The sequence below is a fragment of the Microcoleus vaginatus HSN003 genome (genome assembly GCF_022701255.1).
GTDB lineage: Bacteria > Cyanobacteriota > Cyanobacteriia > Cyanobacteriales > Microcoleaceae > Microcoleus > Microcoleus vaginatus_B.
The window spans coordinates 5,936,210-5,953,957 of the sequence record NZ_CP031705.1; the positions used below are offsets into that span (position 1 = coordinate 5,936,210).

Here is a 17,748-nt window from a genome sequence, read left to right on the forward strand (position 1 = left end):
GACGATGTACAGCAAACCTCATAAAGTAAATTTTTGAGAACTCGTATTATTATCTACTGCGCGATGTAAGAGATAAGCGTGTAACAGATCCACTCGCTAACAGAAAAGAAAAAAGCCGAAGGCAAAATATCACCAGATAGAGAGATTATTGGGATTTAAACCCCAAATCCTCAGCTTTTCTGCCGCCGATATTTGCAATGCTAGGAAATGTTTATATAGCACTGCTTTGTGCTGAGTAAAATTCGCTTTTTGCTCTTGCTTCAAATCAAGCAGCAGAGCCTCTTACTGTGCAATTTAATCTTGTCAATAGGTGATAATTATCATCTTGAAGTGGGTACATCATCTACAATCCGTGAGCCAATTTGACCATGCAAAGCATCTGCAACAAACCAATTTTTATCACCCCACAAATATGTGAATCCCCCGCAAGGATTGCGGGCGCAAACTCCCGAACAACAGCAACTCATCATCAGAAAAAACCCATAAAACAAGTAAAAACAGAGGAGTGTTTCCTGTCCCAGAAAGTGCGTGGCGACAGGGGAATTGGGCATCCCCACAGAGAATTTTTGCGAGCAACCGAGTCTTTGGGCGCCCAGACTATAAAAAATGTACTGTTCCTCGATGCCAGAGTAGAGAACGGCGACAGCTTGGCAAAAGGAGCAACAGCCGATACAGAGGTATTTGTATTGGACTCGACGCGGGATGGAGTCGAGCAAATTACTAGAATTTTGACCCATTGCAGCGATTTAGACAGCCTTCAGATAGTTTCTCACGGTCGAGAAGCGGGGGTGCAGCTAGGGTCGATCGAACTTTGCAGCGACAATTTAGAAACCTACAGCCATTTGTTACAGCAGTGGGGAAAAGCCCTCAGCGAGAGAGGAGATATCTTGTTATTCGGGTGCAGCGTCGCAGCGGGGGAAAGCGGCGAGGCCTTCGTGCGGCGGCTGAGCTTAATAGTCGGTGCAGATATTGCAGCTTCCGACAACTTGACGGGGAGTGCGGCACTCGGCGGCGACTGGGAATTAAAATTTGCGATCGGGGAAATAAACGCGAGAATCGCCATTGAAAAAGAAGTGCTCGCAGCCTACCGTTACGCCCTCGGCACATTAGTTAACGAAACTTTCAAAAACTCCACAGTTAGGGGGCCTTGGATTTACGGGGGAAACGACGGGGCCCTATTTGATCCGAGCAGCGGGGTTCCAGCAGCCAATCAACTTATCCCCGGCATTACCGGAGGCACAGTATCCGGCGTACTTCCGGCTTTAGGCGGTTCCACTCCCGGCGATGGCGCTCTGCTATTAACTCCAGCAGCAGGTGACAGGGAAGCCTTTGTCATCTACAACAACCCCATTCCTTCAACCGACGGTATCAGAGTCCAATTTGATTTTTATTCTTACGGTTCAAGCCAGCAATATAGGGCTGAGGGCCCCTTTATTAGCCCTCAGCCAGGGGATGGTCTGGGTTTCTTCTTGATTGACGGCACTGTTAGCCCAACTAGGACTGGGGGTTATGGGGGTTCTCTGGCTTACGCTCCACGAACGGGTATACCCGGTATTGAGGGAGGTTATTTAGGCATTGGGCTTGACGAGTTTGGCAATTTTTCAACATCCACAGAAGGGCGCTCTGGCCCGGAGCCGCCTCCGATTCCCGGCTCCTCTATTGGTTCTTTCAGACCTGATTCAGTAACTGTTAGAGGAAATCAAGCAGAGGGTTATCCGTTTTTAACAAATGCGATCGTTCCCTTCGGCATCGATAACATTCCTACGAGCATTGACTTTAGTGGCCCTGAACCCGGCAGCAGTTTTAACTTCAGCAATACGTTCACGCTCGATCGCAATTTAGCCAAAAGATCCGTTCAAATTACGCTGAATCCATCTAACGATCCGGTAAATCCCTCTCGCCTCACCGTTGCCTTCGATGAAAATTTCGACGACATCTACGAAACTACATTGATCGACATCCCCAACTTGGCCACCGAAAACGGCCCAGTACCGCCACTTTTCAAATTTGGTTTTGGCAGTTCCACCGGAGGCGCCAACAACATTCACGAACTTCAAAACGTGGTAGTTGAAACTATCAATCCTCCCAGTATCGCCGCAGAGGTTGCCACTATTAAGACCGGCCCGCAGTTCGTCAAGTCCGAAGGCAGCATTACCTACACGATTACTACAGTAAACAAGGGGCCAGCGCCTGCTACAAATGTTCTGATTCAAGACGAAATACCTTTAGAACTGCTGCGTCCGGGCGGATTACCGCCGGTTCTCAATGCCTCCAACAACGGCACTTACCTGAACCAAACCAAGGCTGTCACCTGGCCGTTAATTCCGGTTCTCAATGCCGGCGAGACTGTGACTTACACCCTGACAATTGATTTGCCGCCGGGTTTAACCAGTGGTAGCAGTTTTGCCAACGTTGCATTCAGCACTAGCTCGACTTTCGACCCCGACCTTAGCAACAACAGCGGTGTGCTTGCGCCAGGGCAAATCGAGGGGCCTGGTGTAGTCTTTACCACAGTTGTCGATACAGTCGCGGATTTAGTTACTGCCAAAAGTGGCCCTGTGACTACTTCGGCCGGGTCAAGCGTCGCCTACACATTGACTACGACTAACATCGGGCCAGACCCCGCTGCCGATGTGACTATCACTGACAGCATTATTCCGGGTTTAACAGGAGTCAGCGTATCGGACGGCGGCACTTACGACCCAGTTTCGGGCATTGTCACCTTCCCAGCACTGACAGCGCTGGCAAATGCAGCTACTGCGACCCGCACCATCAGTTTCATTGCCCCAGCCACCCGTACCGACATCAGCAACACCGCCCGGAGTAGCGCGGCGACTTTCGATCCGATCGCCACTAACAACAACGGCTCGACAACCAACAAAGACGGCACTCCCACTAACTCTACGGTTACAACAAGTATTGCGCCCAACGCGGATCTTGCAACCACCAAAACCGGCTCTACGGATGCTCGCGCCGATAGCTCGGTCAGCTATACGATCGCCACAGTCAACTTAGGCCCAAGTCCGGCAGAAGCTGTAACCATCACTGACAGCATAGTTCCCGGATTAACTGGAGTCACGGCATCTAACGGCGGCGTTTACGATCCAGCGACTGGCATTGTCACCTTCGCGCCCGTGGCAATCGCCAATGCGGAGACTGTCACCCGGACGATCGGCTTCACAGTACCACCCACCCTAACTTCCATCAGCAACACGGCCAGAAGTACCTCCATCACTCCCGACTCCACTCCGACCAACAACAACGGTACAAACCCCAACGCCACCGTCATTACCTCGATCGATGCTCTGGCCGATGTTGTCACCCAAAAAACGGCTCCGGCCAGCATCAACGCGGGCGACACTCTCACTTATACAATTACTACTAACAACAACGGGCCGAGTCCTGCGGCCAACGTAGTCATCACCGACAGCTTGATTCCCGGCTTAACGGGAGTCACCGTGTCCGACGGCGGAACCTATAATCCAGCCACAGGGGCGATCGAGTTTCCAGCGATCGCGACTTTAGCCAGCGGCACCAACCAGAGCCGCACCATCAGCTTTGTACCGCCGACTACCCTGACGAGCATCACCAACATTGTCTTGAGTCGATCGGACACTTCCGACCCGGACTTAACAAACAACAACGGCTCGACAGTCGCAGTGCCCGGTCAGGCGGGGGGTCGAGTCACCACCTCGATCGATCCTGTGGCCGACCTGGTTACGTCCAAGAGCGGTCTCACATCTGCTCCTGCTGGTAGTTCCGTGACTTATACTATAACTACCGCGAACAATGGGCCGAATGCTGCTGAAAACCTAGTGATTACAGACAGCATCATTCCCGGTTTAACGGGTGTCAGCGCATCCGATAACGGCACTTACGACCCAGTGACAGGGGTTGTCACCTTCCCAACAATTCCCAGTTTGACTAGCGGCAGCAACATCAACCGCGAGGTAACAGTAGTCGTTCCAGCGACGGGCGCCATTAGCAATACTTCCCAGAGTCGATCGAGCACTTTTGACCCCGAACCCAGCAATAACAACGGTTCCGAGTCCAGAGCCACTGTCACCACCGCGATTATTAGCGCGCAGCCCATACCCAACCAACCTCCATCAGCCTACAGCAGCAACGCTGCGCTACCGCCCAACAGCGTTGTCCAAATTAGCGGGCTCGGAGGCAGAGACTCAGACGGCACAGTGGTTACATTCACCATCAGCACCCTGCCGCCGACAAATCAAGGCGTCCTGTTCTTGAGCGACCCCGCAACGGGGGGAGTCGCCGTCACGGCTGGTCAAACCCTGACAGCCGAGCAAATGACGCAGTTATTCTTCCAGTCGGGCGGCAATTTCACAGGAGCTAATTTTACCTACAGCAGCAAGGACAATCTCGGTGGCAGCAGTCCTACAGCCACAGTTTCTCTGGTGTCACTGGCGTTCAACTACCCGCCGGTACCCACAAACTTCAGCCAGACCCTGGCGCCAAACAGCAGCGTCAACCTCACAGAGCTGACGGCCAAAGACCCCGACGACTCGATCGAATTCTTGACTATCAACACCCTGCCGGCTGCAAATCAAGGCGTCCTGTTCTTGGGCGATCCCAGCCAGGGAATCCGGGTCACGGCAGGCCAAAGACTGAACACAACTCAAATCAGCCAGTTATTCTTCCAAGCAACCAGCGAATTCGCAGCCACCAACTTTACCTACAGCGCCACAGACAGCCGGGGCGCCATCAGTCCAGCCCCCGCTACAGCCTCCCTGCTAGCACTATTACCTCCCGCCGACGAGCCACCCGTCGCCAACAACTCCAGCGTCGCTTTGTTGCTGGAAACCACCGTGAACATCCCCGGACTCGGAGGAACCGACCCAGACGGGACGGTGGTTTCCTTTACCGTAAACACCTTGCCGCCAGCCAATGAGGGCACGCTGTTCTTGGGTGATCCCAGCCAGGGAGTGCGGGTCACGGCTGGTCAAACCCTAACAGCCGAGCAAATTACCGAGTTGTTCTTCCAGGCGTCCGGCAATTTCACAGGCGCAAACTTCACCTACAGCGCTACAGACAACCTCGGCGCCACCAGTGCGGCAGTCGCCACTGTTTCTCTCATTCCCCTTAAAGAATCGATACCGACGCCAACACCCGCGCCGATACCGATACCGACACCTGCGCCGCAACCAATACCAACACCCGCGCCGATACCGACACCCGTCCCAGAACCAGAACCAACGCCAACACCCGCGCCGACGCGGACGCCGACACCAGCGCCGGAACCAACTCCAATACCCGTCCCAGAACCAACACCAACACCCGCGCCGGAACCAACACCAACACCGGAACCAACACCAACGCCAACACCGGAACCAACACCAACACCAACACCAACACCAGCGCCGGAACCAACACCAACACCCGCGCCGGAACCAACACCAACACCCGCACCGGAACCAACACCAACACCAGCGCCGGAACCAACACCAACACCCGCACCGGAACCAACACCAACACCCGCGCCGGAACCAACACCAACACCACCAACACCCGCACCGGAACCAACACCAACACCCGCACCGGAACCAACACCAACACCAGCGCCGGAACCAACACCCGGGCCAACACCAGCGCCGGAACCAGCCCCAGAACCAACCCCTATATTCAACCCAGTAGCCGAACCGGATACCAGTTGCGGTTGCGACCCCCTACCTCAGCCCCCCAACATCACATTTACCCCCCCCCAGCCCTCGCCAATACTCAACTTCGACTCCAACGCCGCCCAACTCATCGACATCCAAAACACCAGCATCGGAACATCCGGAAACGATTCCTTAACAGGAAACGAAACCAACCAACTGTTTCTCTCCTTTGGTGGCGACGACACAGTGTTAGGTGAAGGCGGCAGCGATATCGTTTACGGCGACCAACAGCGAGACTTCATCGCAGCAGGTAAGGACGACGACATCGTTTACGCCGGCAAAGAAACCGACGCCGTATTTGGCGGCAAACAAAACGATCGCATATCGGGCGATCGCAATTCCGACACCCTGTATGGCGATCGCGGTTCCGACACCATAGTCGGCGACAACGGCAACAACATCGACTTGACCGACAACGACAGCGACCTGATTTTCGGCGGGTCTTCAGGCGACGCCATTGCAGGCACTCAAGGCAATGACACGATTTACTCCGGCAAAGGGCCTGACAGCGCCTATGGTGGCATCGACAACGACCTAATTTGGGGTGACAAAGGCCCGGACACCCTTTGGGGCGACAACGGAGACGACTCTTTGTTTGGTGGCCTACTCAACTCCCTAGACAGCGACCCCGACGGCTTCGATTTGCTGCTGGGAGGTGATGGCAACGACTTGATGAACGGCCAAGAACAAGACGACACCTTGCTAGGTGGCAACGGACGGGATTTGGTGTTTGCAGGCAAAGGAGGCGATCGCGTTTTCGGCGAAACTGACTCGGATACTCTCTACGGCAATCAAGGTTCCGACACCATAATCGGCGACTACGGCACTCAACAAGCCAGCACAATTGCGACATCTGAAGGCGATTTAATTTTCGGCAACGACACTGGCGATATCATCGGCGGTGGTAGTGGTAACGACAGCCTTTTTGCCGGCAAAGGTAACGACTTAATTTACGGCGGCAAAGATAACGATCGCATTTGGGGCGAACTCGGTTCCGACACCATTGTCGGCGACGAGGGAGACGATTCGCTTTACGGTAGTTTGCAAAACGAGTTAGTGTTGGATGCCAACGGCCGCGACTTGCTATTTGGGGGAGATGGCAATGACTTCCTTAATGGTGGTGAGAGTTCCGACTCTCTAAGTGGGGGTTTTGGTAACGATAGCCTTCGTGGTGGCAAGGATGACGATGTAGTACAGGCAGATGCTGGCGAGGATTTGATCTACGGCGATGATGGCAGCGATATTTTGTGTGGCGATCAGGGTAACGATACCATTTTTGGCGATCGAGGGCAAAATGAGCGAGGCGCTGTGGGTGAAGACGGTCAGCAAGACTGTATTAATGGTGGTAGTGGCGATGACCTGTTATACGGTAATGAAGGTCAAGATACTCTCAACGGTGAGGATGGTAATGACACTATTTACGGAGGGAAAGATAGCGATATTCTCAATGGGGGTGCAGGAGATGACTGGCTGTTTGGTGATGGCTCAGATGATACTTTGATTGGGGGTAGTGGGAATGATCACTTTGTGTTAGGCGCTAATAGTGGTATGGATACAATACTCAATTTTTCCGTAGGAACTGATAAGTTTGTCCTGGCTGAGGGCTTGAGTTTTGAGGCTTTGCAAATTAACCCGACGCCGAATGCCCAACTGCTGCAAGTTGCAGCGACTGGCGAGGTTTTGGCTCAGGTTTTTGGCGCTGATAATTCTCTGACTTCTCTGGATTTTCTCGCTCTTTCTCGTTAAGAACGAAGGGCATTTAATGCGCGGTCTTTTTCATAAAAATATACCAACTCGGTTTGTTGAACCAACCGGGTTTTTATTTTTTTAAAATTTTAAAGTCTCCTAACACCAAGGTCGTTAATTAGTGGATGTTCGGCTGAGCAAAACCATAAAATTTGTTGTTAAGGAGCAATTTATTCCGGATAAAAGTCAGAGGGCGGAGTTGATGAGTACAAAATTTATAACCATTTTTTACCGAAATAGAAATAATCGGAGATTGGACTGAGTGACTACCATAAAATTGGTTTGTGATGATGACTCAAGTTTTAATAAAAGTCGGAGCCATTAAGGCGTAGGTACTACAAAAGCTCACAACTGTCAACAGCTTTTAGGCCAAAAATCTCGTGTTTTAAGTCGTATTTTTGTACCTCTAGCGCGGTTTTTTTATGCTAAAATAATTTACTGCCAAGTCGGATTTGGCTAAAAAAACGCCTGATTTCCCAGGTAAATACAGGGAACTGCTACTTTGGGAAGATGTCGATAAAAAAAAAATCGAAGTAAATAGAACTTGTTAAGTATGCGAAGTCGAGAAATTAGTAATTAAAAGTTTCCCATTAGCAATTAACAATAATATCACCCCTGAAGGTTGACAATTAACAAGTCAAGGAGCTATGTAACTCATGAAAAAATCATTGTGCAACTACTTTTTCCCAATTCAAAAATCAAGTAGCGATCGCCGCGACACAGACTACCTACAAGATTCTTTGGTTGGGACGCAATTAGTCGGTGATCCGGTGATCGATATTTCCTCTTTAACAAAAGCGAGTCTGGGCGTTAAGACTCAACATAAAAAATATTTAGTTTGCATTGATCCGAGAGTAGATAATTATCAGCATCTTGCCAGCGGAGTCAAACCGGGGACAGAGATAATTGTCCTCGATAGAATGCGGGACGGAGTAGAACAAATTACCGAGATTCTATCTAAACGCAACTTAATTACTAGCCTTCAAATAGTTGCTCACGGCGGCGAAGCTTCGCTACAACTGGGGTCAACTATACTGAAAGATGAAAACTTGCAAAAGTACGATCGGCATTTGCAGCAGTGGCGCAATGCCTTCACGGAAAAAGCCGATATTTTATTATTAGCGTGTAAGGTTGGGGCTGGAAAATCCGGGATTGCTTTCGTGCGGAAGCTGAGAGAATTAACAGGTGCAAATATAGCGGCTTCCAACAATTTAATTGGCAGTGCAATATTAGGAGGAAACTGGCAATTAAATGTTACAGCAGGACGAGTAAAAACCGCAATAGCCTTTGAAACAAAAACCCAGGAAACTTACAGCGCTGTCCTCATTAATTTAGTGGACGAAAGTTTTCAAGACGCACGTCTAATCGGGCCTTGGATCTCTGGGGTTACTGGCTCGTCAGACGCTCCAGCTTTAACAGCAGGAACCGGAACCGAGAGTTTTCCGGGTTTGGACATAGACCCGGTTGGCAGCGGGGCGTTGAGATTAACTACAAGAACTTTTGACCAATCTACTTTTGTTATCTATAACAGTCAGGTTCCAGTCAACAGCGGTCTTAACATTGTCTTCGATATATTTGCCTACAATGGCACTGCACGTGATAATTTAGCAGGGCGGACAGGGGACGGCATAAGTTTCTTTTTAATTGACGGTACTGTGACGCCAACAGTAGCTGGAGGCTATGGAGGGTCTCTCGGCTACGCCCAAAATACAGATACAAATCAGCCCGGTTTACGGGGAGGTTATTTAGGAATTGGATTGGATGAATTCGGAAATTTCTCAACTGAAACTCAAGGGCGTGTAGGCGGACTTCCGGGGGGGCGTAGAGCAGATTCGGTAACGCTTCGAGGTAGCGAAGTTACGCAATATCAATTTTTAACTTCTACGTTTGTGCCGCAGGGAATAGATAATATTCCTGATACCGTAAATCCTCTGCCTCCAAACGGGCCAACCAACGCCATTACTAGCATTCGCGAAGAAGCCAGAAGAAGAGTTCAAGTTATTTTGCAACCCCCCACTTCTGACACGCCAAACCGTCTCAGTGTTAACTTTGATCTCAACAATAATGGTTCGTTTGCAGATCCGGGTGAGACTATTATCGACATTGCCAATTTAGAGGAGCTAAACGGGCCAATACCGGAAACATTCAAATTTGGTTTTGCTGGTTCAACGGGAGACGCAACAAATATTCACGACGTTCGCACTTTGTCTATCCAAACTATAGAGGTGCCGCGTACTACAGCAGATGTTGCCTCAACGAAAACAGGCCCGGCCGCTGCGGCACCGGGTAGCCCCATTACTTACACAATTACCACAGTAAATAACGGCCCGAACGACGCCGAAAACGTGGTGATTGAAGATAGATTGCCCGTCGGGGCAGTATTGAGTAGTGCCGAGGGCGGCGGCACTTTCAACCCGACAACGAGACTGGTCACCTGGCCCACTATTCCGAATTTACCTGCTGGGGCTACCACCAGGCGCACCGTAACTGTTACGAGCCCAACTACACTTGGCCCTATTACCAACAGTGTATTCAGCAGCAGCAGTACGATCGATCCCTTACCCGGTAACAACAGCGGCAGCAGCCCGGAGGCGCGAGTCACGACCACTATTACGAACGATCTTGCCGATGTAGTGACGGTCAAAAGCGGGCCCACTACTGCGGCCGCGGGTTCGACCGTCACCTACACAATTACGGCAACCAACAGTGGGCCGAGTCCGGCAGCCAATGTGGCGATCACCGACACCATTGTTCCGGGTTTAACAGGAGTCACCGTCTCGGAGGACGGAACTTACAACGGAACTACAGGTATTGTGACTTGGCCGGCGATCACATCCCTAGCCAGCGCAGCCAGTACCAACAGAACCGTCAGTTTCGCAGTTCCCGCCACCGGCGGCACCGTCGCCAACACTGCTAGCAGCACCTCAACGAGTTCAGACCCCAATCTCGACAACAACAATGGCAGCAGCCCCGAAGCGCAAGTCACCACCAGCATCACCGAGAGTGCCGATGTAGTGACGGTCAAAACCGGGCCCGCTACTGCGATCGCGGGTTCGACCGTCACGTACACAATTACGGCAACCAACAGTGGGCCGAGTCCGGCAGCCAATGTGGCGATCACCGACACCATTGTTCCGGGTTTAACAGGAGTCACCGTCTCGGAGGACGGAACTTACAACGGAACTACAGGTATTGTGACTTGGCCGGCGATCACATCCCTAGCCAGCGCAGCCAGTACCAACAGAACCGTCAGTTTCGCAGTTCCCGCCACCGGCGGCACCGTCGCCAACACTGCTAGCAGCACCTCAACGAGTTCAGACCCCAATCTCGACAACAACAATGGCAGCAGCCCCGAAGCGCAAGTCACCACCAGCATCACCGAGAGTGCCGATGTAGTGACGGTCAAAACCGGGCCCGCTACTGCGATCGCGGGTTCGACCGTCACGTACACAATTACGGCAACCAACAGTGGGCCGAGTCCGGCAGCCAATGTGGCGATCACCGACACCATTGTTCCGGGTTTAACAGGAGTCACCGTCTCGGAGGACGGAACTTACAACGGAACTACAGGTATTGTGACTTGGCCGGCGATCGCATCCCTAGCCAGCGCAGCCAGCACCAACAGAACCGTCAGTTTTGCAGTTCCCGCCACCGGCGGCCCCATCGCCAACACTGCTAGCAGCACCTCAACGAGCCCTGACCCGAATCCTGCAAACAACAACGGCAGCAGCCCCGAAGCGCAAGTCACCACCAGCATCACCGAGAGTGCCGATGTAGTGACGCTCAAAAGCGGACCCGCTACTGCGATCGCGGGTTCGAGTGTCACCTACACAATTCTCACCGAAAACAGAGGGCCCAGTACCGCCACCAACATCACCCTTACAGACACCATCGTTCCCGGTTTAACGGGCGTTACAGCATCCAACGGCGGTATTTACGACCCAGCCACAGGCATTGTCAGCTTTCCGCCCATTGCCCGCTTAGCTGACGGCGTGACCGTCAGCCGGAGAGTCACATTCCCAGCCCCGGTGACCGGCACTGTCAGCAACACGGCAAGAAGTACCTCAAATACGAATGACCCGAATCCCGCCAACAATAACGGCAGCGAGCCCGGCGCAACTGTTACCACCAGCATCGCCTCTGCCCCGACTCCGACTCCGACTCCGACTCCGACTCCGACTCCCGCACCGACTCCGACTCCCGCCAACCAACCGCCGATAGCTAACAACGCCAACCTCGAAATCGCCCCCAGCAGCGCTGTGGCGATCGCAGGACTTGGAGGAACCGACCCCGACGGCTCGATCGAATCCTTCACGATCAACACCGTCCCACCAGCAAGTGAAGGGCTGATATTTTTAGGCAATCCCGATACGGGCGGCACTATTGTCACCGCTGGTCAAATTCTGACACCTGCTGACATTGACCAATTATTTTTCCAATCGACAGCCAACTTTACCACCGCAAATTTCACCTACAGCGCTACAGACAACCAGGGCGCTACCAGCCCCGCCAGCGCTACTGTATCGGCGTTGCTGCCGGTGCCAAACCAACCACCGATAGCTAATAACGTCAACGTCGAGATCGCCCCCAGCAGCACTGTGGCGATCGCAGGACTTGGAGGAACCGACCCCGACGGGTCGATTGAATCCTTCACGATCAACACCGTCCCACCAGCAAATGAAGGGCTGATATTTTTAGGCGATCCCGAGACGGGCGGCACTATTGTCACCGCTGGTCAAATTCTGACACCTGCTGACATTGACCAATTATTTTTCCAATCGACAGCCAACTTTACCACCGCAAATTTTACCTACAGCGCTACAGACAACCAGGGCGCTACCAGCCCCGCCAGCGCTACTGTATCGGCGCTGCCACCATTGCCAAACCTACCGCCAGAAGCAGCCCCGGTCACTCTTGATATTGCCCCCAGCAGCACTGTGGCGATCGCAGGACTCGGAGCAACCGACCCCGACGGGTCGATCGAATCCTTCACGATCAACACCGTCCCACCAGCAAGTGAAGGGCTGATATTTTTAGGCAATCCCGATACGGGCGGCACTATTGTCACCGCTGGTCAAATTCTGACACCTGCTGACATTGACCAATTATTTTTCCAATCGACAGCCAACTTTACCAGCGCAAATTTCACCTACAGCGCTACAGACAACCAGGGCGCTACCAGCCCCGCCAGCGCTACTTTAACTGCCATTCCCGCGCCGGAACCAACACCAACACCAGCGCCAGAACCAACACCAACACCAGCGCCGGAACCAACACCAACACCAGCGCCGGAACCAACACCAACACCCGCACCGGAACCAACACCAACACCAGCGCCGGAACCAACACCAACACCCGCACCGGAACCAACACCAACACCCGCACCGGAACCAACACCAACACCCGCACCGGAACCAACACCAACACCAGTCCCAGAACCAACACCAACACCAGCGCCGGAACCAACACCAACACCACCAACACCCGCACCGGAACCAACACCACCAACACCCGCACCGGAACCAACACCAACACCCGCACCGGAACCAACACCAACACCAGCGCCGGAACCAACACCCGGGCCAACACCAGCGCCGGAACCAGCCCCAGAACCAACCCCTATATTCAACCCAGTAGCCGAACCGGATACCAGTTGCGGTTGCGACCCCCTACCTCAGCCCCCCAACATCACATTTACCCCCCCCCAGCCCTCGCCAATACTCAACTTCGACTCCAACGCCGCCCAACTCATCGACATCCAAAACACCAGCATCGGAACATCCGGAAACGATTCCTTAACAGGAAACGAAACCAACCAACTGTTTCTCTCCTTTGGTGGCGACGACACAGTGTTAGGTGAAGGCGGCAGCGATATCGTTTACGGCGACCAACAGCGAGACTTCATCGCAGCAGGTAAGGACGACGACATCGTTTACGCCGGCAAAGAAACCGACGCCGTATTTGGCGGCAAACAAAACGATCGCATATCGGGCGATCGCAATTCCGACACCCTGTATGGCGATCGCGGTTCCGACACCATAGTCGGCGACAACGGCAACAACATCGACTTGACCGACAACGACAGCGACCTGATTTTCGGCGGGTCTTCAGGCGACGCCATTGCAGGCACTCAAGGCAATGACACGATTTACTCCGGCAAAGGGCCTGACAGCGCCTATGGTGGCATCGACAACGACCTAATTTGGGGTGACAAAGGCCCGGACACCCTTTGGGGCGACAACGGAGACGACTCTTTGTTTGGTGGCCTACTCAACTCCCTAGACAGCGACCCCGACGGCTTCGATTTGCTGCTGGGAGGTGATGGCAACGACTTGATGAACGGCCAAGAACAAGACGACACCTTGCTAGGTGGCAACGGACGGGATTTGGTGTTTGCAGGCAAAGGAGGCGATCGCGTTTTCGGCGAAACTGACTCGGATACTCTCTACGGCAATCAAGGTTCCGACACCATAATCGGCGACTACGGCACTCAACAAGCCAGCACAATTGCGACATCTGAAGGCGATTTAATTTTCGGCAACGACACTGGCGATATCATCGGCGGTGGTAGTGGTAACGACAGCCTTTTTGCCGGCAAAGGTAACGACTTAATTTACGGCGGCAAAGATAACGATCGCATTTGGGGCGAACTCGGTTCCGACACCATTGTCGGCGACGAGGGAGACGATTCGCTTTACGGTAGTTTGCAAAACGAGTTAGTGTTGGATGCCAACGGCCGCGACTTGCTATTTGGGGGAGATGGCAATGACTTCCTTAATGGTGGTGAGAGTTCCGACTCTCTAAGTGGGGGTTTTGGTAACGATAGCCTTCGTGGTGGCAAGGATGACGATGTAGTACAGGCAGATGCTGGCGAGGATTTGATCTACGGCGATGATGGCAGCGATATTTTGTGTGGCGATCAGGGTAACGATACCATTTTTGGCGATCGAGGGCAAAATGAGCGAGGCGCTGTGGGTGAAGACGGTCAGCAAGACTGTATTAATGGTGGTAGTGGCGATGACCTGTTATACGGTAATGAAGGTCAAGATACTCTCAACGGTGAGGATGGTAATGACACTATTTACGGAGGGAAAGATAGCGATATTCTCAATGGGGGTGCAGGAGATGACTGGCTGTTTGGTGATGGCTCAGATGATACCTTGATTGGGGGTAGTGGGAATGATCACTTTGTGTTAGGCGCTAATAGTGGTATGGATACAATACTCAATTTTTCCGTAGGAACTGATAAGTTTGTCCTGGCTGAGGGCTTGAGTTTTGAGGCTTTGCAAATTAACCCGACGCCGAATGCCACACTGCTGCAAGTTGCGGCGACTGGTGAGGTTTTGGCTCAGGTTTTTGGCGCTGATAATTCTCTGACTTCTCTGGATTTTCTCGCTCTTTCTCGTTAAGAACAAAGGGCAATAAACAGCGTGTAAGGTTCCATTCACCCACCACCTTACCGCTGTTTATTCCAAAAATCTAATCCTAAAAAAATAGCTGCGAGGCTTCCTGCTACACAAATTTCTCGGTTTTTTATTTTTACCAAAACTTCGGCAATGGGGACTAAAACTACTTCAATATCTTCTGTAATATCTAATTGGATTTTGCTGGCAAGCTTGACATTTTTAGCAAAGTATAGGTAGAGAGAATTGGTGTCTTTTACGGGGTTATCATATAAGGTTGCTAGTTCCAAAATTTCTTCAGCAACATATCCCGTTTCTTCGGCAAGTTCTCTGGCGGCTGCCGATTTCCCGCTCTCTTCAGCAGGATTGAAAGATCCAGCAGGCAGTTCCAGCAAAATCTCGCCTACTCCGTGCCTGTATTGGCGAACTAATACAAGTTCTTGCTGCTCTGTCGTGGCAAATACGATGGCAATATTGGGTCGGACATTAACAAAAAAGTCGTCTATAATTTCTCCGCTTGGCAATTCTATTTCATCTTGTCTAACCTGACACCACTTGTTGTTAAGAACGAAGCGCGATCGCAATATTTTCCATTTAGTTAAATTTTTCATATCGCCATAATGCTAAACTTTCAGCGTCATCCGAAGGCACAATTTTCCCATCCATAATCTATTTCACATCAAAAATTTCACCCAGCCGCCATGCCATACAAAAAATTACTCACCAGATTTGGGGAAGACTTACCAAAATGGACTGTTAATTCTCTAGCACCCGGATTGTTGGCGATCGAGTCACTGAGTCTGAGTCTAGCAGTCGTCGCCGCAGTTGCTGCAGTGCCTGCAGCACAGCAACCAGCAAATGCTTCTACAGTCACAAGTTGGCAATTCGATCCGGCGACGAATCAGCTAGAAATTACTCTCCCAGAGGGAACAACCCCCAAGTATTCTCTACTAAATCCCAGTCAGATTGCTGTTGATTTGCCCAATACTGACATCGGAGTAGATGCAACTCAGCTATACCCACAAGGCAGAGTGCGTTCTGTGGGAGTGAGTCAACTGCGGCCGGGAACGGCGAGAATTCTGGTCAATTTGGCTCCGGGAGTCGGTTTTAGCGCAGGGAAAGTTCAATTCCAAAGAAGTGGGGTAGAAAATCGCTGGGTGTTACGCCCTTCGATCGAACCGACTGCGAGTATGGAAACTCCCGAAACTCAACCCCAGCCTGCAATACAAGTACCGCCCAACCAGCAGCAGACAGATTCCAACTCAACTGCTGCCACAGAGGTCGATCAACCTGAGCCTCCTACTTCCCTGAATCCCGCTACAAATTCTTCGCAGTCGCCAACTCCCAATGACCAAATCCGGCCGATAAAAGTGCCTTTAGTCAATGTTCGCCTTGAGGAACGCCGTGGACTACAAGCTGCTGCTCTACCCCGCCTAGAGCCTCAAATAACGGCTGCTGCTGCCCCCCAACAGCGAACGCTTACCTTTGGTGAACCGCTTCCTCGCGGCCGCTCAAGTGATCCTTTGCAGGCGCAGGCTGGGGCGAATGTCTTGTTGCCGGCGGGCACGGAACTCAGTTTGCTATACCCTGGTGCTCAGGCTTTGCGGCTGCAAGCGAAGCCCAGCCGAGAGGAAGTGCTGCTGCTGCAAGGGGGAATTCTCGACAGTGGCGGTAATACGATCGTACCTGCTAATACGCCGGTCATCGGTCGATTTGAAACGACTAACATCGGCAGTCGATTTGTAGTGGAAGCTATTAGTCTCAACGGTCGCAATATCCCTCTGGTAGCTCGCTCGCAACCCGTGGAAGGCCGCCGGGTTCAGCCTTCCGAGCGCAGTTTGTTGCGAAATACTGGTATTGGTGGCTTAGCTGTGTTCTTGCTGAGCGGCTTTTCCGGTATCGGTTTGTTGGCGGGAGCAGCCGGTGGTGTTGCTACAACTTACGTGGCGGCTCCTCAACCTGCTACGATTCAACCCGGCCAAATTTTGCAAGTTGAGTTAACGGAAGATTTCCCGCAGTTGGGTTTTTGAAGGAAGAAGGAAGAAGGAAGAGGGAAGAAGGAAGAAGGAAGAAGGAAGAAGGAAGAAGGAAGAAGGAAGACTCTCTTCTTCCCTCGAACCTCTTCGTTCTATATTTACTTGGAGCAGTTTTCCATTCTATGAAGTAAAGTAGGGACTTAAGCCAAGCCTAAGTCCCTACCCCATATCTGAAATTGACTCAACTGAAAACCGCTATATCGGCGATTTAGAAATTTTGACCTTCCGTGGTTGGCGCTATCGAACCCGGTTGGTTGAGGAACAGGTTTTTAGCGCCGTCGTTTTGGTAGATACAGTTAATTTCGGGTTGAGCTTCCAGGGGGCCGGTGAACCCAAAGGTGTTCATGCGATTTTTGCAATCGCGCACTTGGTCTTGGCTGATGAGTTTTCTTTGTTCCAGAATTGCCCAGTTATTGGTTCGCAGGACGCATCCGGGGCGCATACTCGGCTGCGAGATGTAGACGTTGAAAGGGTTGAGGGTGACGTAGAGGCGCATATCTGTCACCATCGCGCTTGCTCCAAACTGCACGCAAAGTTCTGGGTTCGGGGCGCTGCGATCGATAAATTCACGGGAGGCTACGTTCTCTGGGCTAATTGTAGCTGTGGAGCTAAAGGCAATGCCAATCCCAATTCCCAGAATAAAGACGGCTGTTAAAATCCCTAGGGTGGCGGAATTGAGGAAAGAGGGTTTACCGGACTGAGGTTGACGCCGCGACTGTCCGCCAAATGAGCCGGAGTCTTCATCTCCCCGGGATGGGTCGTCGCTGAATCTGTCGTCGTTGTAGGATTTAGGTTTGCGTTTCATATAAAGTTCCCTCAGTTCTGGAGACTCAACAGGTAGTAGTTTGTTATTTTTAACCGATCTCGCCCTTCTAATATTAT

At 52.0% G+C, this 17,748-nt stretch carries 5 protein-coding genes; 3 read left to right on the top strand and 2 right to left on the bottom strand.

Annotated elements, in window-relative coordinates; all coding sequences use genetic code 11:
* Positions 1–368 precede the first annotated feature (368 nt).
* Positions 369–7,427, top strand: a complete 7,059-nt coding sequence (locus tag D0A37_RS25485) for a DUF4347 domain-containing protein (RefSeq protein ID WP_242718690.1) — start codon at positions 369–371, stop codon at positions 7,425–7,427.
* Positions 7,428–8,083: 656 nt separating this feature from the next.
* Entirely contained in the window at positions 8,084–14,836 is a 6,753-nt protein-coding gene (locus D0A37_RS25490) for a DUF4347 domain-containing protein (protein ID WP_242718692.1), read from the top strand.
* Between the two features lie 47 nt (positions 14,837–14,883).
* Here the strand turns inward: D0A37_RS25490 and D0A37_RS25495 are convergent, their stop codons facing one another.
* Complete coding sequence (locus D0A37_RS25495) at positions 14,884–15,441, bottom strand: NUDIX hydrolase (protein WP_242718694.1); 558 nt, start codon at positions 15,439–15,441, stop codon at positions 14,884–14,886.
* 90 nt (positions 15,442–15,531) lie between these two features.
* On the opposite strand from D0A37_RS25495, the gene D0A37_RS25500 reads away from it, so the two are divergent.
* On the top strand, positions 15,532–16,860 hold the full coding sequence (locus tag D0A37_RS25500) for an AMIN domain-containing protein (protein ID WP_242718696.1): 1,329 nt from the start codon (positions 15,532–15,534) through the stop codon (positions 16,858–16,860).
* A 214-nt stretch (positions 16,861–17,074) separates the two neighbouring features.
* On the opposite strand, the gene D0A37_RS25505 is transcribed toward D0A37_RS25500, so the two are convergent.
* Positions 17,075–17,671 carry a DUF3172 domain-containing protein gene (locus D0A37_RS25505; protein ID WP_242718698.1) on the bottom strand — a complete coding sequence of 199 codons (597 nt, stop codon included), beginning with the start codon at positions 17,669–17,671 and terminating at the stop codon, positions 17,075–17,077.
* Between the last annotated feature and the right edge of the window lie 77 nt (positions 17,672–17,748).

Coding starts and splice junctions, on each gene's coding strand:
- D0A37_RS25485 (WP_242718690.1), top strand. CDS start 369: ATGCAAAGCATCTGCAACAAACCAATTTTTATCACCCCACAAATATGT.
- D0A37_RS25490 (WP_242718692.1), top strand. CDS start 8,084: ATGAAAAAATCATTGTGCAACTACTTTTTCCCAATTCAAAAATCAAGT.
- D0A37_RS25495 (WP_242718694.1), bottom strand. CDS start 15,441: ATGAAAAATTTAACTAAATGGAAAATATTGCGATCGCGCTTCGTTCTT.
- D0A37_RS25500 (WP_242718696.1), top strand. CDS start 15,532: ATGCCATACAAAAAATTACTCACCAGATTTGGGGAAGACTTACCAAAA.
- D0A37_RS25505 (WP_242718698.1), bottom strand. CDS start 17,671: ATGAAACGCAAACCTAAATCCTACAACGACGACAGATTCAGCGACGAC.